General features: G+C 71.7%; 23 protein-coding genes. 4 read left to right on the top strand and 19 right to left on the bottom strand.

The annotated features are described in order from the left end of the window. Positions 1 to 135: 135 nt before the first annotated feature. From ABD286_RS00975 to fabG, 3 genes are all read right to left on the bottom strand, one after another. Positions 136 to 2,322 carry a tetratricopeptide repeat protein gene (locus ABD286_RS00975; RefSeq protein WP_344189379.1) on the bottom strand — a complete coding sequence of 729 codons (2,187 nt, stop codon included), beginning with the start codon at positions 2,320 to 2,322 and terminating at the stop codon, positions 136 to 138. Between the two features lie 43 nt (positions 2,323 to 2,365). Further along, positions 2,366 to 3,124: an enoyl-ACP reductase FabI gene (gene fabI, locus ABD286_RS00970; RefSeq protein WP_344189377.1), complete on the bottom strand. Its 759-nt coding sequence runs from the start codon at positions 3,122 to 3,124 to the stop codon at positions 2,366 to 2,368. A gap of 74 nt (positions 3,125 to 3,198) precedes the next feature. After that, positions 3,199 to 3,909 (bottom strand): 3-oxoacyl-[acyl-carrier-protein] reductase, encoded by a 711-nt coding sequence (gene fabG / locus ABD286_RS00965; RefSeq protein WP_344189375.1) that lies wholly within the window; start codon positions 3,907 to 3,909, stop codon positions 3,199 to 3,201. A 97-nt stretch (positions 3,910 to 4,006) separates the two neighbouring features. Here fabG and ABD286_RS00960 point away from each other — a divergent pair, with 97 nt between their 5' ends. Both ABD286_RS00960 and ABD286_RS00955 read left to right on the top strand, forming a co-directional pair. Continuing rightward, on the top strand, positions 4,007 to 4,330 hold the full coding sequence (locus ABD286_RS00960) for a DUF3099 domain-containing protein (protein ID WP_344189373.1): 324 nt from the start codon (positions 4,007 to 4,009) through the stop codon (positions 4,328 to 4,330). Next, complete coding sequence (locus ABD286_RS00955) at positions 4,330 to 4,539, top strand: hypothetical protein (protein WP_344189371.1); 210 nt, start codon at positions 4,330 to 4,332, stop codon at positions 4,537 to 4,539. The genes ABD286_RS00960 and ABD286_RS00955 overlap by 1 nt, the downstream gene beginning before the upstream one ends. Positions 4,540 to 4,588: 49 nt before the next feature. Here ABD286_RS00955 and moaA read toward each other — a convergent pair whose 3' ends face one another. Continuing rightward, positions 4,589 to 5,635, bottom strand: a complete 1,047-nt coding sequence (gene moaA, locus ABD286_RS00950; protein WP_344189369.1) for a GTP 3',8-cyclase MoaA — start codon at positions 5,633 to 5,635, stop codon at positions 4,589 to 4,591. A gap of 32 nt (positions 5,636 to 5,667) precedes the next feature. On the opposite strand from moaA, the gene ABD286_RS00945 reads away from it, so the two are divergent. Continuing rightward, on the top strand, positions 5,668 to 6,477 hold the full coding sequence (locus ABD286_RS00945) for an SURF1 family cytochrome oxidase biogenesis protein (protein WP_344189367.1): 810 nt from the start codon (positions 5,668 to 5,670) through the stop codon (positions 6,475 to 6,477). 22 nt (positions 6,478 to 6,499) lie between these two features. Here the strand turns inward: ABD286_RS00945 and ABD286_RS00940 are convergent, their stop codons facing one another. The 10 genes from ABD286_RS00940 to ABD286_RS00895 all read right to left on the bottom strand — a co-directional run bounded on the left by ABD286_RS00940 (position 6,500) and on the right by ABD286_RS00895 (position 18,145). Beyond that, entirely contained in the window at positions 6,500 to 8,371 is a 1,872-nt protein-coding gene (locus ABD286_RS00940) for an ABC transporter ATP-binding protein (RefSeq protein WP_425565346.1), read from the bottom strand. A gap of 102 nt (positions 8,372 to 8,473) precedes the next feature. Then, complete coding sequence (locus ABD286_RS00935) at positions 8,474 to 9,334, bottom strand: enoyl-CoA hydratase/isomerase family protein (RefSeq protein WP_344189363.1); 861 nt, start codon at positions 9,332 to 9,334, stop codon at positions 8,474 to 8,476. Beyond that, the gene (locus ABD286_RS00930) at positions 9,331 to 10,035 is read right to left on the bottom strand and encodes a sirohydrochlorin chelatase (RefSeq protein WP_344189361.1); all 705 of its coding nucleotides are present in this window, start codon (positions 10,033 to 10,035) and stop codon (positions 9,331 to 9,333) included. Before ABD286_RS00930 ends, ABD286_RS00935 begins: the two co-directional genes overlap by 4 nt. A gap of 10 nt (positions 10,036 to 10,045) precedes the next feature. Next, entirely contained in the window at positions 10,046 to 11,350 is a 1,305-nt protein-coding gene (cobA, locus tag ABD286_RS00925; protein ID WP_344189359.1) for a uroporphyrinogen-III C-methyltransferase, read from the bottom strand. Beyond that, positions 11,350 to 12,711 carry a sulfate adenylyltransferase subunit 1 gene (locus ABD286_RS00920; protein ID WP_344189357.1) on the bottom strand — a complete coding sequence of 454 codons (1,362 nt, stop codon included), beginning with the start codon at positions 12,709 to 12,711 and terminating at the stop codon, positions 11,350 to 11,352. The genes cobA and ABD286_RS00920 overlap by 1 nt, the downstream gene beginning before the upstream one ends. Positions 12,712 to 12,808: 97 nt before the next feature. Beyond that, positions 12,809 to 13,753, bottom strand: a complete 945-nt coding sequence (gene cysD / locus ABD286_RS00915) for a sulfate adenylyltransferase subunit CysD (RefSeq protein WP_344189355.1) — start codon at positions 13,751 to 13,753, stop codon at positions 12,809 to 12,811. Further along, entirely contained in the window at positions 13,735 to 14,487 is a 753-nt protein-coding gene (locus ABD286_RS00910) for a phosphoadenylyl-sulfate reductase (RefSeq protein WP_344189353.1), read from the bottom strand. Before ABD286_RS00910 ends, cysD begins: the two co-directional genes overlap by 19 nt. After that, positions 14,484 to 14,696, bottom strand: a complete 213-nt coding sequence (locus tag ABD286_RS00905; RefSeq protein ID WP_344189351.1) for a hypothetical protein — start codon at positions 14,694 to 14,696, stop codon at positions 14,484 to 14,486. The genes ABD286_RS00910 and ABD286_RS00905 overlap by 4 nt, the downstream gene beginning before the upstream one ends. Next, positions 14,693 to 16,369: a nitrite/sulfite reductase gene (locus ABD286_RS00900; protein WP_344189349.1), complete on the bottom strand. Its 1,677-nt coding sequence runs from the start codon at positions 16,367 to 16,369 to the stop codon at positions 14,693 to 14,695. Before ABD286_RS00900 ends, ABD286_RS00905 begins: the two co-directional genes overlap by 4 nt. Positions 16,370 to 16,543: 174 nt before the next feature. Next, complete coding sequence (locus tag ABD286_RS00895) at positions 16,544 to 18,145, bottom strand: ABC-F family ATP-binding cassette domain-containing protein (protein ID WP_344189347.1); 1,602 nt, start codon at positions 18,143 to 18,145, stop codon at positions 16,544 to 16,546. A 206-nt stretch (positions 18,146 to 18,351) separates the two neighbouring features. Between ABD286_RS00895 and ypfJ the strand changes: the two genes are divergently transcribed. Then, positions 18,352 to 19,272 carry a KPN_02809 family neutral zinc metallopeptidase gene (gene ypfJ, locus ABD286_RS00890; protein WP_344189345.1) on the top strand — a complete coding sequence of 307 codons (921 nt, stop codon included), beginning with the start codon at positions 18,352 to 18,354 and terminating at the stop codon, positions 19,270 to 19,272. A 3-nt stretch (positions 19,273 to 19,275) separates the two neighbouring features. Here ypfJ and ABD286_RS00885 read toward each other — a convergent pair whose 3' ends face one another. Genes ABD286_RS00885 through sufC form a run of 5 tightly spaced genes read right to left on the bottom strand, consistent with a single transcriptional unit; the run spans position 19,276 to position 22,774 of the window. Continuing rightward, positions 19,276 to 19,800 carry an acVLRF1 family peptidyl-tRNA hydrolase gene (locus ABD286_RS00885; protein ID WP_344189343.1) on the bottom strand — a complete coding sequence of 175 codons (525 nt, stop codon included), beginning with the start codon at positions 19,798 to 19,800 and terminating at the stop codon, positions 19,276 to 19,278. A 34-nt stretch (positions 19,801 to 19,834) separates the two neighbouring features. Beyond that, positions 19,835 to 20,164 (bottom strand): metal-sulfur cluster assembly factor, encoded by a 330-nt coding sequence (locus ABD286_RS00880; RefSeq protein ID WP_344189342.1) that lies wholly within the window; start codon positions 20,162 to 20,164, stop codon positions 19,835 to 19,837. Beyond that, complete coding sequence (gene sufU / locus ABD286_RS00875; protein ID WP_344189340.1) at positions 20,161 to 20,658, bottom strand: Fe-S cluster assembly sulfur transfer protein SufU; 498 nt, start codon at positions 20,656 to 20,658, stop codon at positions 20,161 to 20,163. Before sufU ends, ABD286_RS00880 begins: the two co-directional genes overlap by 4 nt. Next, positions 20,658 to 21,968, bottom strand: a complete 1,311-nt coding sequence (locus ABD286_RS00870; RefSeq protein WP_344189338.1) for a SufS family cysteine desulfurase — start codon at positions 21,966 to 21,968, stop codon at positions 20,658 to 20,660. The genes sufU and ABD286_RS00870 overlap by 1 nt, the downstream gene beginning before the upstream one ends. 35 nt (positions 21,969 to 22,003) lie before the next feature. Beyond that, on the bottom strand, positions 22,004 to 22,774 hold the full coding sequence (gene sufC / locus ABD286_RS00865) for a Fe-S cluster assembly ATPase SufC (RefSeq protein WP_344189336.1): 771 nt from the start codon (positions 22,772 to 22,774) through the stop codon (positions 22,004 to 22,006). Between the last annotated feature and the right edge of the window lie 2 nt (positions 22,775 to 22,776).

Here is a 22,776-nt window from a genome sequence, read left to right as displayed (position 1 = left end):
GCGCGTTCAGTGACGTAGTGCCGCCGGCCCCCACCGCACCTTCGCGGCATCCCCGTCGGGCGAGCTGGAGCGCCGTCGGGCGGGGTCAGCCGCCGTTGGCGAGGGGTCAGGTGCCGGTACGGCGCCTTCGCGCGGTCAGGCGTCGCGCAGCTGCGCGGCGTACGCGTGCAGGGCCCGCTGGTAGCTCAGGCTGTCCTCGTCGCCCGCGTGGTGCAGCAGGGTGTCGACGAGGTCGGCCACGGCCTCGGCCGCGCGTCCGCTGTCGTAGGCGGCGAGGGCACGGAAGGCCTCGATGGCGACGCTGCCGGGGCGCTCGTGCGAGAGCTCGGTGAGCAACGAGTGGGCCAGGTCCGGCTGGCCGGTGACGCGCAGGCTCGAGGCGAGCTGGATCCGCGCACGGTGCCGATGCGGCTCGCGCAGCCCACTGGCGAGGGCATCGCGGTAGAGGTCGATGGCGTCCTTCTCGCGACCGGCGGCGTCCAGGCTGGCCGCCAGCTCGTAGACGAGGCGGGGGTCCCCCGGACGCGAGGTCCGCAGCGCGGTGGCCGCGTCGATCCTCTCCTCGTCGTCGTCGAGCTCCCAGAGCGCCGCGATCTGCGACTCGAGCTCGTGCTCGCCGCGGGCGGCGACGACCTTGCGGCGGATGTCCTCCGGGCCGTCGGCCGTGGCGCCCTGGTCGGCCAGCCAGGCTGCCACCTGGGTCCGTTCGGCGTGGCACATGAGGGCCACGACATCACCGTCGGAGGCCCCGGGGACGAGTGCCTGGAGACCACCCAGCTCGGTCTCGTAGGACTCGATGTCGGCGACCCCGGCCCGGGCCAGCCCGGTCCGCAGGTGGCCCTCGAGCTCGGCCATCGTGCGGCCCCGCAGGTAGTGCTCCTTGTGGGCCGCGACGATGCGGTCCGCCCGCAGCCCCGCGACCTCGCCGATCGACTCGAGCAGGTCGTCGGTGCGGTCACCGGCCAGCCCGAGACCCAGGTGCACCTGGGCGCCGGGGACCTTGAGGCCGTGTGCGACGTCCATGAGCGCCTCGAGGCCTGCCTCGTTGTGAGCCAGGTCGACGATCACGGTGATGGCGCTGCCGTCCTCGCGGCGCAGCGTGTAGGTGTTCATCCGGCCGGGGTTGAGCCGGTCGTCGGGTGCGAAGGTCTTCAGGCCCTCGACCACCGCCGCACGCGGCAGCCCGAGGCCCAGCGCGGCGGCAGCACCTGCCAACGCGTTGGCGATGTTGTGGACCGACAGGCCGGACAGCGTGGCGGGGACGTCGAGGATGCTGACGAGGCGGTCGGGGTCCTGACCGTTCTCCAGGACGGCGATGTCGCCGTCGAGGACGGTGATCGCGCGGCCGCCGGCGTCCAGGGCTTCGCGCACAGCGGGCGCGTCAGAACGCAGCGAGAAGACCCAGGGACGCGCCTTGGTCCCCGAACGCATGGCCCACACCCGCGGGTCCTCACCGTTCAGCACAGCCCACCCACGGGGCTTGGTGGCCTTGGTGACGATGGCCTTGACCTCGGCGAGCTGGTCGACGGTGTCGATGCCCTGCAGACCGAGGTGGTCGGCCGAGACGTTGGTGACGACCGAGACGTCGTTGGCCGAGACGCCCATCCCCTTGAGGAGCATGCCGCCGCGGGCGGTCTCGAGGATGCCGAGCTGCACGCCGGGCGTCGTCAGGACGCCGCGGGCCCCGGCCGGCCCCGAGTAGTCGCCGCCCTCGATGACCTCACCCTGCACGACGATGCCGTCGGTGGAGGACCAGGCCGTGCGCAGGCCGGCGGTCATGCCGATGTGGCCGAGCAGCCGGGTCGTCGTCGTCTTGCCGTTGGTGCCGGTGATCGACGCGACCGGGATGGTGGGCGTGATGATCGAGGGTCGCTCCCCCGGCTCCGCAGCCGCCACCTGCGCCCCCAGGGCCTCGACCCTGTCGCCGCCGTCGAGCCAGGACTGCAGGAGCGGGGCCACGCCCTCACCGAGCGCACGCGCGCGGCCGCGGCGGCGCCATACGAAGGCCACCACGACCTGGGCGGGGTCGCTGCCGGGACGGGCCCGCACCCCGAGCCGTGTCGTGCCGCTGGCGGCGGCGAGGCGACGGGTGGCGCGCTCGACGAGCCGCATGACGAACCGCTGCCGCTGCTCCGTGCCCGGAGCGCCGGGCCGGGAGCTCTTCAGCCCCACCGATCGGGCGAGCTTCTTGAGGTCGGCCTCGTCGGCGGCGAGGTAGCCGGGCAGCTCGAGGCTGACCTTGATGGCCGGCTTGGCAAAGTAGAGGTTCGGGCCCTCGAGGACCCGGACCTCTGTTGCAGAGACGGCAGGAGCGGACGTCATGCGGCGAGCCTAGTAGCGGCTCACCGACCCGGCAGAACCAGCGTCACTGACCCATCGCGTGGACGCCGCCGTCGACGTGGACGATCTCGCCCGTCGTCGCCGGGAACCAGTCCGAGAGCAGTGCCGCGCAGGCCTGGGCGGCGGGGACCGCGTCGTTGACGTCCCACCCGAGGGGAGCCCGGGTGTTCCAGGTCTCCTCGAACGTCGCGAAGCCCGGGATGGACTTGGCGGCCGTCGTGCGGATCGGTCCGGCGGCCACGAGGTTGCAGCGCACACCCTTGGGGCCGAGGTCACGGGCGAGGTAGCGGTTGGTCGACTCGAAGGCGGCCTTGGCCACGCCCATCCAGTCGTAGACCGGCCAGGCGAACTTCGCGTCGAACGTGAGGCCGACGATGCTGCCGCCGTCCTTCATGAGCGGCAGCGTGGCCACGCCGAGGGACTTGAGCGAGTAGGCCGAGGCGTGGATGGCGGTCGACACGTCCTCGAAGGTGCCCTCGAGGAAGTTGAACGCCCCCTGCGGCGCGAAGCCGATCGAGTGGAGCACCCCGTCGAGGTGGTCGACGTGCTCGCCGAGCCGCTCCGCGAGGGAGTCGAGGTGCTCCTGGTCGGTGACGTCGAGCTCGACCACCGGCGGGGTGACGGGGAGGCGCTTGGCGATCGTCTGGGTGATCTTGAAGGTGCGGCCGAACGACGTCAGCACGACCTCTGCACCCTGCTCCTGGGCGATCTTCGCGACGTGGAACGCGATCGAGGAGTCCATGAGGACACCGGTGATGAGCAGCTTCTTACCCTCGAGCAGCATGGGGGTACTCCGATCTGGTGGGGTCAGGGGGTCGTGGGCGAGGCGGCGTCGCCTCGCGGCCGGAGCCGGCGGGATCAGTGGCCCATCCCGAGGCCGCCGTCGACGGGGATCACGGCGCCGGTGATGTATGCCGCGTCGTCCGAGGCCAGGAAGCGCACCGTGGCCGCCACCTCGTCGGCCTGGCCGAAGCGTCCCGCCGGGATGCTGGCCTGGTAGGCCTTCTTGCGGTCCTCCGGAAGGACCTCGGTCATGTCGGTCTCGATGAAGCCCGGGGCGACGACGTTCGCGGTGATGCCGCGGGTGCCGAGCTCGCGGGAGATCGAGCGGGCCAGGCCGACGAGGCCGGACTTGCTGGCCGAGTAGTTGGTCTGGCCGGGTGAGCCGTAGAGGCCGACGACGCTGGAGATGAAGATGATCCGGCCGTGGCGGGCGCGGATCATGCCCTTGACCGCCCGCCGGGCGCAGCGGAAGGCGCCGGCGAGGTTGGTGTCGATGACGGAGTCGAACTCCTCGTCGCTCATCCGCATGAGCAGCTGGTCGCGCGTCACGCCGGCGTTGGCCACGAGGACCTCGACGGGACCGCCCAGGAGCTCCTCCGCCTGGGTGAACGCGGCGTCGACCGACGCGGTGTCGGTGACCTCGCACAGCACACCCTGGAGCCCCTCGGGGGGTTCGCCGGAGCGGTGGGTGATGACCACCGAGTGGCCTGCCTCGGCGAGGGCCCGGGCGATGCTCAGCCCGATCCCGCGGTTGCCTCCGGTGACCAGGACGTTGCGGCCTGCCATCGATTCCTCCGTGTCGTCCGTGCTCGGTCAGCGTCTGCGCGCGACCCTATCGACTACCGATGGGTACACCGCATCGCAGGCGGCTTATCGTGGACAGGTGCCTCTCTCCCGCCGCCGTCACCCCGACGAGCCCGTCGTCCAGTCGGTGACGTCGGCGCCGGCCAACATCGCCGACGAACAAGCCGGTCGCATCCGGCGCTACCTCTTCACGATGGCGGTCCGCACGGTGTGCTTCATCGCCTGCGTCCTGACCGCCACCGCCGGCGCGCCGTGGTGGGTGTGGGGCTCGTTGGCCCTGCTGGCGGTGCTGCTCCCGTACGTCGCGGTGGTCATGGTCAACGCCGTGGCTCCCCGTGGCGCCGGGCGCGGCGGCGCCCCGGTCACGCCGCGTGGTGACGGACCGACCCAGATCGGCCGCTGATGGAGGGCATGGTGTGCAGCGCCAAGGCCTGCCGTGCCGAGGCGAGCTGGGCCCACCTGTGGAACAACCCCAAGCTGCACACGGCTGACCGCCGCAAGGTCTGGCTCGCGTGCGAGGACCACCGGACGTCGCTGGGCGAGTTCCTGTCGGTCCGGGGATTCCTCGTCGAGACGGTCCCGGCGGACGCGATCCCCGCCACCGCGGGCTGACCGCACCCGCCCGACGCGGCCGCGCGGCACACCCCGTCGTCCTGGGCCGTCAGCCACCGATGGCCGACATCGGGCGGTCGGGCTGCACGAAGTCGTCCGAGCCGATCCCGTGGCCGGGGGCCTTGCGCCACATCTCCCCCTGGATGAGGCGGGCGAGGTCCTCGTCGGTGGCCCCGTCGCGCAGCGGGCCGCGCAGGTCCGTCTCGTCCTGGGAGAACAGGCAGTTGCGCACCTGGCCGTCCGCCGTGAGCCGGGTGCGGTCGCACGCGGCGCAGAACGGGTCCGTGACGCTGGCGATGATGCCGACCGTCTGCGGTCCCCCGTTGACGAGGAACCGCTCGGCCGGGGCGCTGCCCCGGTCGGCCTGCGGCAAAGGCGTCAGGGTGAACCGCTCGCCGAGGCGCTCGTGCAGCTCCTGCGAGGACACCATGGTCGAGGCGTCCCAGCCGTGCTGGGCGTCGAGCGGCATCTGCTCGATGAAACGCAGCTCGTAGCCGCGGTCGAGGCACCACTGGAGCAGGTCGGCGACCGAGTCGTCGTTGATGCCCCGCATGGCGACGGCATTGACCTTGACAGGCACGAGCCCGGCGGTCGCGGCGGCCTTGAGGCCGGCTTCGACGTCGTGCAGGCGGTCGCGCCGGGTCAGGTCGGCGAACTCCTTGGGGTCGATCGTGTCGAGGCTGACGTTGACCCGGTCGAGGCCGGCGTCGGCCAGCGGCTGGGCCAGACGGTCCAGACCGATCCCGTTGGTGGTCATGGCGATGCGCGGGCGCGGCTCGAGGGCGGCGATCCGTCGCACCACGTCGACCAGCGAACGGCGCAGCATCGGCTCGCCACCGGTGAGCCGGACCTGGCGGATGCCCAGCCCGACGAACACGCCCACGACCCGCACCAGCTCGTCGTCGGAGAGCATCTCCGGCTTCGCGAGCCAGGGCAGACCCTCGGCCGGCATGCAGTAGCGGCAGCGCAGGTTGCAGCGGTCGGTGACGGAGACACGCAGGTCACGCGCCACCCGTCCATAGCGGTCAGGGAGGCCCGCCAGGCCCTCGGGCGCAGGCGTGGCACCGCGCACGGTCGGGAAGGGGAGGCCGGTCATGTCCCCCAGCCTAAGCCGGGTACCGTGATGAAGTGCTCAGGGTGCTCATTTCGCGGCGTTGGCTGGGGGCCCTGGCAGTGGCTCTCGGCTTCGCCGTGGCCGCGTGGTTCCTCGGTCAGTGGCAGTGGCACCGGTACGAGGCCAAGGCGGCGAGGGCCGATCGGATCAACTCGCACTACGAGGCCAAGCCCCAGCCCCTCGCCGATGTCCTGGGCGAGACGCCCATGCCGTTGTCCGAGGAGTGGACGCGGGTCACCGCCACCGGACGGTATGCCGCCGACCAGACGCTGCTGGTCCGGAACCGCCCGTACGAGGGCACCTACGGGTACGAGGTGCTCGTGCCGTTCACGACGGACGCAGGCACCGTCCTCGTCGACCGCGGATGGGTGCAGAACGCCCGGTCCGCCGAGTCGCTGCCCACCGTCCCGCCGGCGCCGACCGACGAGGTCACCCTCACCGGCTGGCTGCGTCGCTCCGAGCCGTCCCTGGGGCGCACCCCGCCCGCCGGACAGGTCGCCAGCATCAATCTCACCGAGGCCGGACGACAGGTGGACGAGCCGCTTCTGGGCGCCTACGTCGTCCTCGAGGTCGAACGGCTCCCCGACGGCAGCGCCCCGCCGCGACCGACGGCGCTGGAGGCGCCCGACACCGGGCTGGGACCGCACCAGGCGTACGCGTTCCAGTGGTGGCTGGCCATGGTCGGCGGGTTCGTGCTCGTGGGCTTCGGGGTGCGACGCGAGTACCGCGACGGCCTCGACGACACCGACTCCGGTGCCGTGGCGGCCGGGGCCGCGCCCCCGCGACCGAAGAAGGTCCGGATCTGGGACGAGGAGGACGGCTGAGCCGTCGCTCACCGAGGACCGGTCAGGCGGGGACGTCGGACTCCTGGTCGGCGAACTGCGTCGTGTACAGGTCGCTGTAGACCCCGCCACGGGTCATCAGCTCGCGGTGGGTGCCGCGCTCGACGATCCGCCCGCCGTCGACGACGAGGATCTGGTCGGCCCCGCGCACGGTGGACAGCCGGTGCGCGATGACCACGGCCGTGCGGCCGCGCAGCGCGGTGTCGAGGGCGCGCTGGACGGCTGCCTCGGACTCGCTGTCGAGGTGGGCCGTCGCCTCGTCCAGGACGATCAGGCCGGGGCTCTTGAGCAGCAGACGGGCCAGGGCCAGGCGCTGCTTCTCACCACCGGAGAGCCGGTGGCCGCGGTCGCCGACGACGGTGTCGAGGCCCTCGGGCAGGGCACTGACCAGCGGCCAGACCTGGGCAGCCTTGAGGGCGGCGACGACCTGGTCGTCGGTGGCGTCGGGCGCGGCGTAGGCGAGGTTGGCGCGGATGGTGTCGTGGAAGAGGTGGGCCTCCTGCGTCACCATCCCGACGGTCGCGGACAACGAGGTCGTGGTGGCCTGGCGCAGGTCGAGGCCGTTGATGCGCACGGCACCCGCGCTCGGGTCGTAGAGGCGCGCGAGCAGCGAGGTGATCGTGGACTTGCCGGCGCCGGAGGGTCCGACGAGGGCCACGAGCTGTCCCGGCTCGACCTCGAACGAGATGTCGCGCAGGACGAGCCCGGATCCCTTGCGGTCTCCCGCGGCGACGCTCTCCAGCGACGCCAGGGAGACCTCGTCTGCTGAGGGATAGCGGAAGGCGACGTCGTCGACCTCGACGCGGACCGGGCCGGCCGGGATGGGCCTGGCGTCGGCGCGCTCGGTGACCAGGGGCTTGAGGTCGAGGACCTCGAAGACGCGTTCGAAGGAGACGAGCGCGGTCATGACGTCGACGCGGACGTTCGACAACGACGTGAGCGGGCCGTAGAGCCGTGCGAGCAGGGCCGTGAGCGCCAGCAGCGTGCCGACGGTCAGCGAGCCGTTGACGGCCATGATGCCGCCGAACCCGTAGACCATCGCGGTCGCGAGCGAGGCCACCAACGTGAGGGCGACGAAGAACACGCTGCGGTTCAACGCGATCCGCACACCCATGTCGCGCACGTCGGCCGCCTGGCCTTCGTACTCCCGGTCCTCGCGACGCGGGTCACCGAACAGCTTGACGAGCAGCGCGCCCGCGACGTTGAACCGCTCGGTCATCCGGGAGCCGAGGTCGGCGTTGAGGTTCATCTGGGCGTGGGTCAGCCCCGACAGCCGTCGCCCCATGACCCGGGCGGGGATGAGGAAGAACGGGACCAGAGCCAGCGACGCGAGGGTCAGCTGCCACGACAGCGATGCCATCGCCGCGATGATCAGCGTGAGGGACACGACGTTGCTCACCACGCTGGACAGCACCGAGGTGAAGGCCTGCTGGGCACCGATGACGTCGCTGTTGAGCCGGGTCACGAGCGCCCCGGTCTGGGCCCGGGTGAAGAAGGCGATCGGCTGGCGCAGCACGTGGGCGAACACCTCGGTGCGCAAGGCGTAGATCAGCCCCTCGCCGATGCGGCTGGAGTACCACCGTTGGATGAGCGTCAGCACGGCGTCGGCCACGGCCAGCAGGGCCACGACGAGGGCGAGCTCGACGACCACGCTGCGGTTGCGCGGCGTGATGCCGTTGTCGATGAGGTCCTTGAGCAGCAGCGGGGTCGCGACCACGAGGGTCGCACTGACCACGACCAGCACGAGGAAGACGATGATCTGCCGCTTGAAGGGCAGGGCGTAGCCCAGCACCCTTCGTGCGGTGCCGGGGGCCAGCTTGCGGTCCTTGACCGAGCCGTCCCGGGTGAGGGAGCGCATCGCGCTCCAGCCGGACATGCTCACGTGGTTCTCCTTGCAGTCACGCGGTGGAACGTCCTGCGCCCACAGCGGCATTCCCCAGCATGGCCCTACCCACCGACAGCGGGCCGCCCTCGGTGGTCAGCGGCGGCCGGTGGCGCGGGCCTCGCCCAGGCCACGCAGGAGCACGGCCTGGGTCTCCCGCTCGGCCCGGAGCTGGGTCTCCCGGTCGGCCGAGACCGCCGACCTCAGGAGCGGCTTCAGGGCGCGCAGCGCCGCCTCGGGTGCAGCGAGCAGGGCCGCGACGAGGTCGGCCGTCGTTGCCTCGAGCTCGTCGCGCGGCACGGCGACGTTCGCCAGTCCGGCGGCCACGGCCTCCTGCGCCCCCACGAACCGACCGGTGGCGCACAGCTCCAGCGCACGGGACGGCCCGACGAGGGACACCAGCGGCTGGGTGCCCCCCAGGTCCGGGACGAGCCCGAGCGACGTCTCACGCATGGCGAGCTGGACGTCGTCGGCCACGACGCGCAGGTCGGCTGCCAGGGCCAGCTGGAAGCCCGCTCCGATCGCGTGGCCCTGGACCGCGGCGACCACCACCGCCTCCGCCTCTGCCCAGGCCGTGAACCCGCGCTGGAACCCCGCGATGACGTCGGCCGCCTCCTCGACGCCGCGCCCGGCGATCTCGAAGAGGTCCGGCTCCCCCTGCGGCGCCTTCGCCGGGTCGCCGGCGACGACCGACAGGTCCAGCCCGGCCGAGAACGACGGGCCCTCGGCTCTCAGGACGACCACGCGGACCGATGCGTCAAGGCCCTGCGCGACCTCCGCCAGGGCCAGCCACAGCGACGGCAGCTGGGCGTTGCGCCGCGCGGTGTTGTCGAGCGTCACCGTCAGCACCGGACCGTCCTGCTGGACGCGCAGGTGCGGGTGCGGACGGCTCCCGTCGTCGGTGCCCTGGGTCGTCACGTCCGGGGTCGAGAGGTCTGGCGTCGAGGGGTCGGTCACACGAGAACGCTATCGGCCCGCTCCAGGACCAGCTGCGCCATCGCCCCCGTCTGGGCCAGCGCCCCGGGGACCATCGACACGCCGGCGCGGCCGCAGTGCTGGGCCATCCGGTCGCGCAGGATCCCCTCGGCGACCATGAACGAGACCGCCACGGTGCGCTCGACCTCGTCGGGCATGGTGCGCAGCACCTGCTCCATCGTCGCGCCCCCGTCGAGCGCCGCCACGCCCCAGCGCCCCCACCCCTCGCGGGGGTGGTCGGCGATGGTCTGGCCCACGGTGGCGACGGCTTCGCTGTCGCTGGACCCGGCGGCATACAGGACCACGGCGGTGGACGGATCCGGCAGGATCCCCTCGGCGGCGAGCAGCTCCTCCGCGGCGTCGAGCAGGAGGTGGTGCGGGCCGAGCGCCGCAGCGACCTCCACCTGCGACCCCGAGCCGGCGACCATCTGGCTGACGGCCGCGGGCACGTCGACCTTCGCGTGGTAGGCCGGGGTGAGGAGCACCGGGACCACCACGGCATGGCTCCCGAGGCCGGCTGCGGTCTCGCTGGGGCTCGGTGCGTGGTGGTCGAGGTATGCCGTGTGGACGGGACGGTCGGGCGCGAGCGTGCGCACGTGGTCGGCCAGGGTCTCTACGCCCCTCGCGTGGCGCGGGTCGGGCGACCCGTGCGCGAGCAGGACGATGTCGGGCTCGGTGCTCATCCCGGGGACGCTACTCCCCTGCCAGGTCGCCGAGCCGGTGACGCACCGACACGACGTCCCCGACGACGACCACGGCGGGGGCCCTCACGCCGGCCCGTTCGGCGTCCGCCGCGGCACCCTCCAGCGTGGTCACGGTCGTGCGCTGCTCGGGGGTCCAGCCACGCTCGATGAGCGCCACGGGGGTGTCGGGCCGGCGTCCGGCGTCGACCAGGGCCCGTGCGGTCTCACCGAGCCGCGTGACACCCATGAGCAGGACGAGCGTGGCGTCCGAGGCGGCATCGGCGGCCGCGCGCAGCACCTGGTCCGCACCGTCGTGGGCCGAGGCCACCACGAAGGACGCCGTGATGCCGCGGTGGGTCACCGGGATGCCGGCAGCGGCGGGCACCGACACCGCGGAGGTCACGCCGGGCACGACCTCGACCGGGATGTCGTGCTCGAGGCAGTGCAGGGCCTCCTCGCCACCTCGACCGAGGACGAACGGGTCGCCGCCCTTGAGTCGGACCACCCGCTTGCCGAGCAGGGCGTGGTGGACGAGCAGCTCGTTGATCCGCTGCTGGGTCACGGGGTGGTTGCCCGGCGTCTTGCCGACGTCGACCACCTCGACGTCGGGGGCCAGCGTCGACAGCAGGCCCCGGGGGCCGAGGCGGTCGGTGACGACGACGTCCGCAGCGGCGAGCAGGGCACGGCCGCGGACCGTGATGAGGTCCTCGGCGCCGGGACCGCCCCCGACGAGCGCCACGCGTCCGGTCGATGCGGGTCCGGCACCATCTGCCGTCCCGGCCCCGGGCCCGACGGGCGTCGCCGTGTTCCGGCGCACCCGACGCACCGGGAGCGTTCCGCTGTCGAGGGCGGCGAGCACGGCATCGCGGACGGCGGTGGCCCGTCGGGGGTCTCCCCCGGCCGTGACCGCCACGGTCAGGCCCTCGCTGGCCGAGCCGGCGGCTCCTCGTGCGACAGCCGGGGTCCACGCACTGGAGGCGCCGGCGTCGTCGGCCCGCACGCACCACACCCTGGCGGCCTCTGCCTCGCGGGACACCTGGGTGTCGACGTCCCGGTCACCGGTGGCCGTGTGCACCAGCCAGGCCGGTTCAGGGAGCACAAGGTCGCCGACCACGAACTCCCGCTCGTGCCAACGGATCTCGTGGGATTCGACGAGGTCGTGCACGTCCTCACAGACGAACGGCGCGATGACCTCGACGTCGGCTCCGGCGTCGACCAGTCCGCGGGCACGACGGGCCGCGATCGGCCCACCGCCCACGACGACCACCCGACGACCGGTGAGGTCGAGGGTGAGCGGGTAGGCGGGCCCGGCCATCAGATGCCCTCGCCGATGCTGCGGTCCGGCGCGTCGGCCATGCCGGCCGCCAGGGTCGAGCCGTCGTTCTCGTCGATCAGCAGGAAGGCGCCGGTGCGCCGCAGCTGTCGGTAGTCGTCGATGGCGACGTCCTCGGCCAGCCGGATGCGCACCCGTCCGATCGCGTTGAGCGCGAGGCCGTCCGGGGCGGTGCGCTGCTCCATCGTCTCGATGTCGAGCTGGTCCACCACGTCCTCGACGATCGCGCGGACGGTGCGCGTGCCGACGCGCAGCAGGACGCGGTCCCGCTGGCGGACCGGCCGCTCGTTGACGACGGCGACCGTCCCGGCGAGGGACCGTGTCGTCAGGCTGGGCTCGTCTGCAGCCGCGATGAGGTCGCCGCGGGAGATGTCGATGTCGTCGGTCAGGCGCAGGACGACCGACTGGGGCGCGAAGGCGACCGCGAGCTCCTCGACGGTGCCGTCCGACCGGGCCCGGTCGATCCCGGCCACGGTGGTGCGGGCACCGGCGGGGAGGACCACGACCTCGTCACCGGGACGCACCACCCCGGAGGACAGTCGACCGGCGTAGCCGCGGTAGTCGCGGTGCCCGTCCTTCTGCGGGCGGATGACGTACTGCACCGGCACGCGCAGCGGCTGCGCCGAGGGGTCGGTGCCGACCGGCACGGACTCGAGGTGCTCGAGAAGGGTCGGCCCTGCATACCAGGTTGCGCGGTCCGAACGGGCCACGATGTTGTCGCCGAACAGGGCGGACACGGGCACGGCGACGACGTCCTCGATGCCGAATCTCGTTGCGTGGCGGGTGAACTCGGTGACGATCTCGTCGTACCGCGCTTGGTCCCAGTCGACGAGGTCCATCTTGTTGACCGCGACCGCGACGTGCCGCACCCCGAGCAGGCCGGTGACGGCGAGGTGGCGTCGGGTCTGCTCGACGACGCCGTGACGGGCGTCGATGAGGATGAGCGCGAGCTCTGCCGTCGAGGCGCCGGTCACCATGTTGCGGGTGTACTGCACGTGCCCCGGGGTGTCGGCGAGGACGTAGGACCGGGTGGCAGTGGAGAAGTAGCGGTAGGCCACGTCGATGGTGATGCCCTGCTCGCGCTCGGCACGGAGGCCGTCCGTGAGCAGCGCGAGGTCGGCGGCGTCGAGGCCGCGCTCCTTGCTGACCCGCTCCACCGCGTCGAGCTGGTCGGCCAGCACGGACTTGGTGTCGTAGAGGAGGCGTCCGACCAGGGTGGACTTCCCGTCGTCGACCGAGCCCGCCGTGGCCAGCCGGAGCAGGTCGTGGCGGCGCGTGGGCGCCCCCGCGGCAGGAGCAGTGGTCACGGTCGCCTCGCTGTCGGGGGTCGCGGTGCTGGTCATGACGGCGTGTCCTTCCATGTATGGGGCCCCCGCGAAGTATCGGAGCTGAGTCCCACGCTCCGCGTGGGCGGGACGAGCGCGGAACTTCGTGGGGATTTCAGAAGTAGCCCTGCTTCTTGCGGTCCTCCATGGCGGCCCCGGACATCCGGTCGTCGGCACGGGTCGCGCCGCGCTCGGTGAGGCGTGAGGCGGCCAGCTCGAGGATGACGCCGGCCACGTCGGTGGCCTCGGAGTCGACGGCACCGGTGCAGCTCATGTCGCCGACCGTGCGGTAGCGGACCTGGCGGGTCTGCACCTCCTCGGTCGGCTTGGGGCCGCCCCACTCCCCTGCGGACAGCCACATGCCGTCACGGGCGAACACCTCGCGCTCGTGCGCGTAGTAGAGGTCGGGCAGCTCGATGCCTTCGCGCTCGATGTAGCGCCACACGTCGAGCTCGGTCCAGTTCGACAGGGGGAAGACGCGGACGTGCTCACCGGGGGCGTGCTTGCCGTTGTAGAGGTCCCAGAGCTCGGGCCGTTGGCGGCGGGGGTCCCACGCGCCGAACGAGTCACGCAGGCTGAAGACACGCTCCTTGGCCCGGGCCTTCTCCTCGTCGCGGCGTCCGCCGCCGAAGACGGCGTCGAACTTGTTGGCCTCGATGCCGTCGAGGAGGGGCACGGTCTGCAGCGGATTGCGGGTGCCGTCGGGACGCTCACGGAGCCGTCCGTCGTCGATGTAGTCCTGGACGTGGGCCACGACGAGGCGCACGCCGAGCCGCTCGACCGTCTCGTCGCGGTACGTCAGCACCTCGGGGAAGTTGTGCCCGGTGTCGACGTGGAGCAGGGCGAAGGGCAACGGCGCCGGCGCGAACGCCTTGAGCGCCAGGTGCACCATGACGACCGAGTCCTTGCCGCCGGAGAACAGGATCACCGGTCGCTCGAACTCCCCCGCCACCTCGCGGAAGATGTGGATCGCCTCCGACTCCAGGTGGTCGAGGTGGTCCAGCGTGTACTCGTCGGGCAGCGCCCGCGCAGCCGTCGTCGTCACGTGTGCAGCCCACATTCCGTCTTGTCCTTGCCGGCCCAGCGGCCGGCCCTCGCGTCCTCACCCTCGGCGACGGGGCGCGTGCACGGCGCACAGCCGATGGACGCATATCCCTCCTGGCGCAACGGGTTGAGGAAGACCCCGTGCTCCTCGACGTAGCGGTCCACGTCCTCGTCGGTCCAGCCGGCGATCGGGTTGAGCTTGACCATGCCGCGCTTGTCGTCCCAGCCGACGATGCCGATGTCGGTGCGGGTCGGTGCGTCGACACGGCGCATGCCGGTGACCCAGGCCTCGTGGGTCGACAGCGCACGGTTGAGCGGCTCGACCTTGCGCATCGCGCAGCAGGCGTTGGGGTCGCGGTCGTGCAGCTTCGCGCCGTACTCCGCGTCCTGCTGGGGGACGCTGAGCAGCGGCAGGATGGTGCGGATGTTCACCGGCAGCATCGCCTCGTAGGCGTCGCGCGTGCCGAGGGTCTCGGCGAAGTGGTAGCCGGTGTCGAGGAAGAACACGTCGGCACCGGGGATCGTCGTGCCGACGAGGTGGACCAGCACCTCGTCGCCCATCGACGACGCGACGGTCAGCCTCTCGCCGAACGTCTCGGCGGCCCAGCGCAGCGCCTCACGCGCCACCTCCACCCTTCCCTCGTACGTCGCGTGCGCACCGTCTGCCTCGACGGCACCGAACCGCTGCTCACCCTCGACGGCGAGGGCGCGCAGGGCGTCGGCCGGGTGGGTCCGGGTCGCTGCGGTCATGACGGACCTCCTGGCGTCTGCTGCTGGAGCTCGGCTTCCTCCCGGAGACGACCCGGGATGCGGGTGGTGTCGAGGGAGGCCATCTGCACCGTGAACACACGGGCGCAGGCGTTGCACCGCCAGGCACCGCGGGGCTCCTCGACGGGGCGCAGGTCCTCCTCGGCGCAGAACGGGCAGTAGTAGATGACGGCGGCGCGGCTCTCGCTCATCGCAGGTCGTCCTCCTCGGCGCGGTGGGCCCAGTGGGCGAACGACTCCGAGCCGTCGCGCTGCTCGAGGAACCGGCCGGCGATCCGCTCGACGTAGTCGGGCAGGTCCTCGGCGCGCACCTTGAGGGCGCGGGTCTTGCGGGCCAGCTGCGGCTCGGTGCCGAGGCCGCCGCCGAGGTGGATCTGGAAGATCTCGACGAGGTTGCCGTCGTCGTCGGTCTGCACCATGCCCTTGAGGCCGACGTCGGCCACCTGGGTGCGGGCGCAGGAGTTCGGGCAGCCGTTGATGTGGATCGAGAACGGCAGGTCGAAGTCCGGCAGCCGTCGCTCCATCTCGGCGATCACCGTGCCCGCGCGGGCCTTGGTCTCGACGAGGGCGAGCTTGCAGAACTCGATGCCCGTGCAGGCCATGACGCCGCGGCGCCACTCGCTCGGCTCGGCGGGCAGGCCGATCTTGGCCAGTGCCGCCTTGACGTACCGCGTCTTGGCCCTCGGGACGTCCAGGACGAGCAGCTTCTGGTGGGCGGTCAGGCGCACCCGACCGGAGCCCCAGCGCTCGGCGATGTCGGCGACCGTCGCCAGGGTCGCGCCGCTGACGCGACCGGCGACCGGGGCGACGCCGACCCAGTAGAGCCCGTCGTTCTGGGCGTGCACGCCGACGTGGTCACGGCGGTGCTCCGAGGGGGCCTGCGGCGCGGGGCCGTCGACGAGCGTCCGGTGCAGGTACTCCTCCTCGAGCACCTCACGGAACTTCTCCGGCCCCCAGTCGGCCATGAGGAACTTCAGCCGGGCGCGGTTGCGCAGTCGACGGTAGCCGTGGTCGCGGAAGATCGACACGACGCCCTTCCAGACGTCGGGGATCTCGTCCAGGGGGACCCAGACGCCGAGGCGCTGCGCGAACATCGGGTTGGTGGACAGGCCGCCGCCGACCCACAGGTCGAAGCCCGGTCCGTGCTCGGGGTGGACGACGCCGACGAACGAGATGTCGTTGACCTCATGGGCCACGTCGAGGCTGGGCGACCCGGAGATCGCGGTCTTGAACTTGCGCGGGAGGTTCGAGAACTCGGGGTCGCCGATGTAGCGCTCGAGGATCTCGCGGACGGCCGGCGTCCCGTCGATGACCTCGTCCGCCGCGATGCCGGCCACCGGTGAGCCGAGGATGACGCGCGGGGTGTCTCCGCAGGCCTCGGCGGTCGTCAGCCCGACGGCCTCGAGCCGCTCCCAGATGGTGGGGACGTCCTCGATGCGGATCCAGTGGAGCTGGATGTTCTGGCGGTCGGTGACGTCGGCTGTGTCGCGGGCGAACTCGGTGCTGATCCCCGCGATGGTGCGCAGCTGCTCACCGGTGAGCGCACCACCGTCGCTGCGGACGCGCAGCATGAAGTACTCGGCGTCGAGCTCGGACGGGTCGAGCGTGGCGGTCTTGCCGCCGTCGATGCCGGGCTTGCGCTGGGTGTACAGCCCCCACCAGCGCATCCGCCCGCGCAGGTCCTCGCCGGGGATGGAGGCGAACCCCTCCCGGCTGTAGACCTCCTCGATCCGGGCGCGGACGTTGAGACCGTCGTCGGCCTGCTTGAACTCCTCGTTCGCGTTCAGAGGCGTGCGGTCGCCGTCGGCCCAGGCGCCGGTGGCCTTGCCTGCCTGGCGCTGCGGTCGGGTGGGGGTCTGCGTCACCCGACCATTCTGCCAAGACCGTTATGGATTGCATAACCGTCCATTATCCGACCCCATCCCCCACCAGCTGGATGGGAGTTTCCCATTCGCCACTTCGTACCCGCAGACCCGCTCACTCCGCCCCGAACCGGGGTCATGAGCGGGGCTGCGGGTACGAAGTCGGGGTGGAGGGGGTCAGGCGAGGGAGATGAGGTCGAGGTAGTCCTGGCCCCAGTGGTCCTCGATGCCGTCGGGGAGCAGCAGGATCCGCTCGGGGTCGAGCGACTCGACGGCGCCCTCGTCGTGCGTCACGAGGACGACGGCGCCCTTGTAGGTCCGCAGGGCGCCGAGGATTTCCTCGCGCGAGGCCGGGTCGAGGTTGTTGGTGGGCTCGTCGAGCAGCAGGACGTTGGCCTCGGAGACCACGAGCATGGCCAGGGAGAGGCGCGTCTTCTCGCCACCGGAGAGCACGCTGGCCGGCTTGTCGACGTCGTCGCCGCTGAACAGGAACGAGCCGAGCACCTTGCGGACCTCGGTCTCGCCGAACGAGTCCGGGGCGGCCGACTTCATGTTGGCCAGCACCGACCGGGACACGTCGAGGTTCTCGTGCTCCTGGGCGTAGTAGCCGAGCTTGAGGCCGTGGCCGGGCTCGACCTCCCCGGTGTCCGGGGTGTCCACGCCGGCGAGCATGCGCAGCAGGGTCGTCTTGCCGGCACCGTTGAGCCCGAGCACGACGACGCGCGAGCCACGGTCGATGGCCAGGTCGACGTCGGTGAAGATCTCGAGGCTGCCGTAGGACCGGGACAGCCCGGACGCGCGCAGCGGCGTCCTGCCGCACGGCGCGGGGTCGGGGAAGCGCAGCTTGGCCACCTTGTCGGTGGTGCGGGCTCCCTCCAGGCCGGCCACCATGCGCTCGGCACGCTTGATCATGTTCTGGGCGGCGACGGCCTTGGTGGCCTTGGCACGCATCTTCTCGGCCTGCTCCATGAGGGCCGCGGCCTTCTTCGTCGCGTTCGCGTACTCGCGCTTGCGGGCGCGCTCGTCGGTCTCGCGCTGCTGGAGGTAGGGCTTCCAGCCGACGTTGTAGAGGTCGAGCTCGCCGCGGTTGGCATCGAGGTGGAAGACCCGGGTCACTACAGCGTCGAGCAGGTGGACGTCGTGGCTGATGACCACGAGCCCGCCCTGGTATCCCTTGAGGTAGTCGCGCAACCACGCGATGGAGTCGGCGTCGAGGTGGTTGGTCGGCTCGTCGAGCAGGAGCGTCTGCGCGCCGGAGAACAAGATGCGGGAGAGCTCGACCCGGCGGCGCTGACCACCCGAGAGGGTCGCGAGGGGCTGGCCGAGGATGCGCTCGTCGAGCGACAGCGCACTGGCAATGGTCGCGGCCTCGGACTCGGCTGCATACCCACCGGCAGCGGTGAACTCGCCCTCGAGGCGGGAGTAGCGCCGCATCGCCTTGTCGCGGGTCTCGTCGTCGGCCGACGCCATGGCGCCCTCGGCCTCGCGCATCTGGGTGATGATGCGGTCGAGGCCACGGGCGGACAGGATCCGGTCCCGCGCCAGCACGTGCAGGTCGCCGGTGCGCGGGTCCTGCGGCAGGTAGCCGACCTCCCCGGTGACGGTGACGCTGCCGGCAGCGGGCTGTCCCTGGCCCGCGAGGACCTTGGTCAAGGTGGTCTTGCCGGCACCGTTGCGGCCGACGAGGCCGACCCGGTCACCGGCGGCGATGCGGAAGGTCGCGCCGTCGAGCAGGAGGCGGGACCCAGCGCGCAGCTCGATCCCACTGGCGGCGATCACAGACGTACTCCAGACACATTTCGAGGAAGAACAGGCAGCTCAGCGTGGCTCCGCGCCGGTCCCGTGCGTCGATGCAGGGACGGTCACGACCGATCGGCGGGCGGCGCGCCGTGCACAGGTTGCGCCGGTGCCGCACAGCCGCTGAGATCACTAGTCTAGCGACGTCGCTCGACCCTCGAGTGCACGCCCGAGGCCCCGGAGGTCAGATGAGCTTCAACGACGACGTGCAGCTCGACACATCCCAGGTGGGGTCGGGCGGGGGCGGCGGCCGTCCCGGGGGCATGGTCGTCGGGGGCGGCGTCGGCGGCATCATCCTGCTGATCATCGCGCTGGTCTTCGGCATCAACCCGAACGACCTGCCCGGGGGCACCGGAACCGACCCCGGCACCGGCGGCTCGGGACAGGTCGAGCCCGGCGGCAGCACCGACCCCAATGCGTTCGCCGAGTGCAAGACCGGCGCCGACGCCAACCGCAGCGACACCTGCCGCGTCATCGCCACGGTCAACTCGGTCCAGGCCTTCTGGGCGGCAGAGCTCCCCCGCTACCGCCGCGAGTACACCCCGGCCAAGACGATCATCTACACCGGCTCCACCCAGTCGGCCTGCGGCACCGCGTCGAACCAGGTCGGGCCGTTCTACTGCCCGCTGGACACCCAGATCTACATCGACGCGAGCTTCTTCCAGATCTTGTCCGACCAGTTCGGATCGAGCGGCGGACCGCTGGCCCAGGAGTACGTCGTGGCGCACGAGTACGGCCACCACCTCCAGGACATCTTCGGCACCCTCGGCAAGGCGCAGCAGGACCCGCAGGGCGCCAACAGCGGCGGTGTCCGCCTCGAGCTCCAGGCGGACTGCCTGGCCGGCGTGTGGGCCAGCAACGCCACCCAGACCAAGGACGCCCAGGGCACGGCGTTCCTGAAGCCGTTGAGCGACAAGGACATCCAGGACGCCCTCTCCGCCGCCGCCTCGGTCGGCGACGACCGGATCCAGGAGAAGACGCAGGGCCGGGTCAACCCGGAGTCGTGGACCCACGGGTCGGCGGCAGCCCGCCAGAAGTGGTTCACCACCGGCTACGAGTCCGGCGACCTCAACAGCTGCGACACGTTCTCCCCGGCCACCGTCGAGTAGGGCTCAGTCCTCGATCGTGATGCGGATCGCCCTGCCCCGCTTCAGCGCGTCCTCGAGGACGGCTCTCCTGGGGTCCGGCAGGTCGTAGAGCTCACGGCGGGGCAACGCGTCGAGGTGGGCCAGCCGCGGGTCGTCGAGGACGGCCCGGACGAGGGCCTTGTCGCCACCGACCACGATGCCCGTGGCACTTCCCCGCGGCAGGATCCGCAGGGCGTGCTCGGCCACCGCGCGGACCAGCTCGTCGGCCTGGTTGCCCCGGCGCCGGGCGAACCGTTGCTGGGACCAGCCGCCCGCGGCCGTGCGCGACTGGACGTGCCGGGTGCCCACCTTGGACTCGGTGAAGGCGGCCCCGTGCGCCAGCCCGACGGCATACCCTCCACGGCGGATGAGCAGCACCGCCAAGGGGTCGTGCAGGAACTCGTCACGAGCCGAGATCTGTTGGCCCGCAGCGGGTTCAGGGTTGTTCGCGGCGAACCGTTCGAGCCAGCCGTCCAACCGCTCCGGAGACACCTCGACGACGCGACTCACGGTCGTGAGGGCGTCGTCGAGGGGACGGGACGGGTCAGAGGTTGAAGCCGAGCGCGCGCAGCTGCTCGCGACCGTCGTCGGTGATCTTGTCCGGGCCCCACGGCGGCATCCAGACCCAGTTCACGCGGTAGGACGCCACGAGGCCCTCGAGGGCCTGCTGCGTCTGGTCCTCGATGACGTCGGTCAGCGGGCAGGCCGCGGACGTGAGGGTCATGTCGAGGACGGCGTGCTTCTGGGCGTCGACGGTGATGCCGTAGACGAGGCCGAGGTCGACGACGTTGATCCCGAGCTCGGGGTCGACGACGTCGCGCATGGCCTCCTCGACGTCCGCGACGTTGGGGGTGGCGGTGGTCGTGTCGCTCATCGTGCCTCTTCTCTCGTGGTGCCGGCGGGAGCGGCGCTGCTGTCGGTGGTGCTGGTGTCGATGCCTGCCTGGTGCAACGCGTCCGTGAACGCCATCCATCCCAGCAGAGCACACTTGACGCGGGCGGGGTACTTCGCGACGCCGGCGAACGCGACGCCGTCGCCGATGACGTCCTCGTCGCCGGGGTCCTCGCCCTTGGAGGTGAGCATGACGCGCATCGCCTCGTGGGTGACCATCGCCTCGGCGACGGTGTGGCCGATGACCTCCTCCGCGAGGACGCTGGCCGACGCGGTGGAGATCGAGCAGCCGAGGGCGTCGTAGGAGACGTCCCGGACAACTGCGTCCGAACCCTGCCCCTCGACGTGGACGCGCAGCGTGACCTCGTCACCGCAGGTCGGGTTGACGTGGTGCACCTCGGCCTCGAAGGGCTCGCGGAGCCCGGCGTGCTGGGGTCGCTTGGAGTGCTCGAGGATGAGCTCCTGGTAGAGGTCCATCAGCTCGCCACCCCGAACACGTCCGGCACGCGGTCCAGCGCCACGAGGAGCGCGTCGACCTCCGCGGGCGTGGAGTATGCCGCGAGGCTGGCTCGCGTCGTGGCGGTCGCCTTCATCCGGCGGTGCAGGGGCCAGGCGCAGTGGTGGCCCACGCGTGCCTCGACACCCTGGTCGTCGAGGACCTGGCCGACGTCGTGCGCGTGGACGCCGTCGACGACGAACGCCACCGCACTCCCCCGGTCGACACCGTCGGCCGGGCCTACGACCCGGACCCAGGGACGCTCGGCCAGCCCGGCGAGGAGGCGCTCGGTGAGGGCCTGCTCGTGGGCGTGCACGCGGTCCATGCCGAGCTCCTGCAGCCACTCGATGGCGGCTGCCAGGCCGATCGCCTGGGCGGCGTTCGGGGAGCCGGCCTCGAAGCGCTGCGGCGGGGCTGCATACGTCGTGCCCTCCATCCGGACCGTCTCGATCATCGAGCCACCCGTGATGAAGGGGGGCATCGCCGCGAGCAGGTCGTGACGTCCCCAGAAGACGCCGATCCCGGTGGGGCCGTACATCTTGTGGCCCGAGAAGGCCGCGAAGTCGACCCCGAGGTCGGCGACGTCGAGCGCGAGGTGCGGAGCCGACTGGCAGGCGTCCAGCACCGTCAGGGCGCCCACCGAACGAGCCGCCTCGACGAGCCGGTGGACCGGGTTGACCGTGCCCAGCACGTTCGAGACGTGGGTGAACGCGAAGACCTTGGTGCGGTCGGTGAGCAGCTCGCCCAGGGCGGGGCCGTGGATCCCGTCGAGGTCGAGCCGGCCGTCGTCGGTGACGCCGACCCAGCGCAGCGTGGCGCCGGTGCGGTGCGCCAGCTCCTGCCACGGCACGAGGTTGGCGTGGTGCTCCATCTCGGTGATGAGGATCTCGTCGCCCTCGCCGAGCGTCAGCCGCGGGTCCTTGGCCTGGCCGACGACCGAGTTGGAGAAGCCGTAGGCCACGAGGTTGAGCGACTCGGTGGCGTTCTTGGTGAACACCACCTCGTCGGTCGCCCCGCCGATGAACCCGGCGATGGTCGCCCGGGCCTGCTCGTACCGGTCGGTGGCCTCCTCGCTGAGCTGGTGGGCACCACGGTGGACCGCGGCGTTCACCTGCTCGCTGAAGGCGCGCTCGGCGTCGAGGGCCCGCGTGTGCCGCTGCGAGGTCGCCCCCGAGTCGAGGTAGACGAGCGGGCGACCGTCACGGACGGTGCGCGTCAGGATCGGGAAGCCGGCCCGGATCTGGGCCAGCTCCCCGTCGGTGAAGACGGTCGCTGTCGCGGTGGTCGACATCTGGGGCACCCTCGGGGTGGAGTGGGTCAGCGGACTCAGGCCGTGGTGGTGGCAGCGGCGCCGACGTAACGGTCGTAGCCCTCGGCCTCGAGGCGGTCGGCCAGCTCCGAGCCACCCTCCTCGACGATCTTGCCATCGACGAAGACGTGCACGAAGTCGGGCTTGATGTAGCGCAGGATGCGCGTGTAGTGCGTGATGAGCAGGACGCCCACGTCGGTGTTGTCCTTGACGCGGTTGACGCCCTCGGAGACGACGCGCAGGGCGTCGACGTCCAGGCCGGAGTCGGTCTCGTCGAGGATGGCGACCTTGGGCTTGAGGAGCTCCATCTGGAGGATCTCGTGGCGCTTCTTCTCGCCACCGGAGAAGCCCTCGTTGACGTTGCGCTCGGCGAACGTCGGGTCCATGCGGAGCTCGTTCATGGCGCCCTTCATGTCCTTGACCCAGGTGCGCAGCTTGGGGGCCTCACCGTCGATGGCGGTCTTCGCGGTGCGCAGGAAGTTGCTCACCGTGACGCCGGGGACCTCGACGGGGTACTGCATCGCGAGGAAGAGGCCGGCGCGGGCACGCTCGTCGACCTTCATCGCCAGCACGTCCTCGCCGTCGAGGGTGACGGTGCCACCGGTGACGGTGTACTTCGGGTGGCCGGCGATGGAGTAGGCCAGGGTCGACTTGCCGGAACCGTTGGGCCCCATGATCGCGTGGGTCTCGCCGGACTTCACGGTGAGGTCGACGCCACGGAGGATCTCCTTGGTGCCGTTCTCCGTCTCGACGGTGACCTGCAGGTTGCGGATCTCGAGTGTGGACATGC

The organism is Pedococcus aerophilus (genome assembly GCF_039532215.1).
Classification (GTDB): domain Bacteria; phylum Actinomycetota; class Actinomycetes; order Actinomycetales; family Dermatophilaceae; genus Pedococcus; species Pedococcus aerophilus.
Note: the sequence above shows the minus strand (reverse complement) of the source record. Positions and strands in the feature narration are given on the sequence as shown.

Coding starts and splice junctions, on each gene's coding strand:
- fabI (WP_344189377.1), bottom strand. CDS start 3,124: ATGCTGCTCGAGGGTAAGAAGCTGCTCATCACCGGTGTCCTCATGGAC.
- ABD286_RS00930 (WP_344189361.1), bottom strand. CDS start 10,035: ATGAGCACCGAGCCCGACATCGTCCTGCTCGCGCACGGGTCGCCCGAC.
- ABD286_RS00920 (WP_344189357.1), bottom strand. CDS start 12,711: ATGACCAGCACCGCGACCCCCGACAGCGAGGCGACCGTGACCACTGCT.
- ABD286_RS00910 (WP_344189353.1), bottom strand. CDS start 14,487: ATGACCGCAGCGACCCGGACCCACCCGGCCGACGCCCTGCGCGCCCTC.
- moaA (WP_344189369.1), bottom strand. CDS start 5,635: ATGACCGGCCTCCCCTTCCCGACCGTGCGCGGTGCCACGCCTGCGCCC.
- ABD286_RS00880 (WP_344189342.1), bottom strand. CDS start 20,164: ATGAGCGACACGACCACCGCCACCCCCAACGTCGCGGACGTCGAGGAG.
- ABD286_RS00955 (WP_344189371.1), top strand. CDS start 4,330: ATGGAGGGCATGGTGTGCAGCGCCAAGGCCTGCCGTGCCGAGGCGAGC.
- cysD (WP_344189355.1), bottom strand. CDS start 13,753: ATGTGGGCTGCACACGTGACGACGACGGCTGCGCGGGCGCTGCCCGAC.
- fabG (WP_344189375.1), bottom strand. CDS start 3,909: ATGGCAGGCCGCAACGTCCTGGTCACCGGAGGCAACCGCGGGATCGGG.
- ABD286_RS00870 (WP_344189338.1), bottom strand. CDS start 21,968: ATGTCGACCACCGCGACAGCGACCGTCTTCACCGACGGGGAGCTGGCC.
- ABD286_RS00940 (WP_425565346.1), bottom strand. CDS start 8,371: ATGTCCGGCTGGAGCGCGATGCGCTCCCTCACCCGGGACGGCTCGGTC.
- ABD286_RS00975 (WP_344189379.1), bottom strand. CDS start 2,322: ATGACGTCCGCTCCTGCCGTCTCTGCAACAGAGGTCCGGGTCCTCGAG.
- ABD286_RS00905 (WP_344189351.1), bottom strand. CDS start 14,696: ATGAGCGAGAGCCGCGCCGCCGTCATCTACTACTGCCCGTTCTGCGCC.
- sufU (WP_344189340.1), bottom strand. CDS start 20,658: ATGGACCTCTACCAGGAGCTCATCCTCGAGCACTCCAAGCGACCCCAG.
- cobA (WP_344189359.1), bottom strand. CDS start 11,350: ATGGCCGGGCCCGCCTACCCGCTCACCCTCGACCTCACCGGTCGTCGG.
- sufC (WP_344189336.1), bottom strand. CDS start 22,774: ATGTCCACACTCGAGATCCGCAACCTGCAGGTCACCGTCGAGACGGAG.
- ypfJ (WP_344189345.1), top strand. CDS start 18,352: ATGAGCTTCAACGACGACGTGCAGCTCGACACATCCCAGGTGGGGTCG.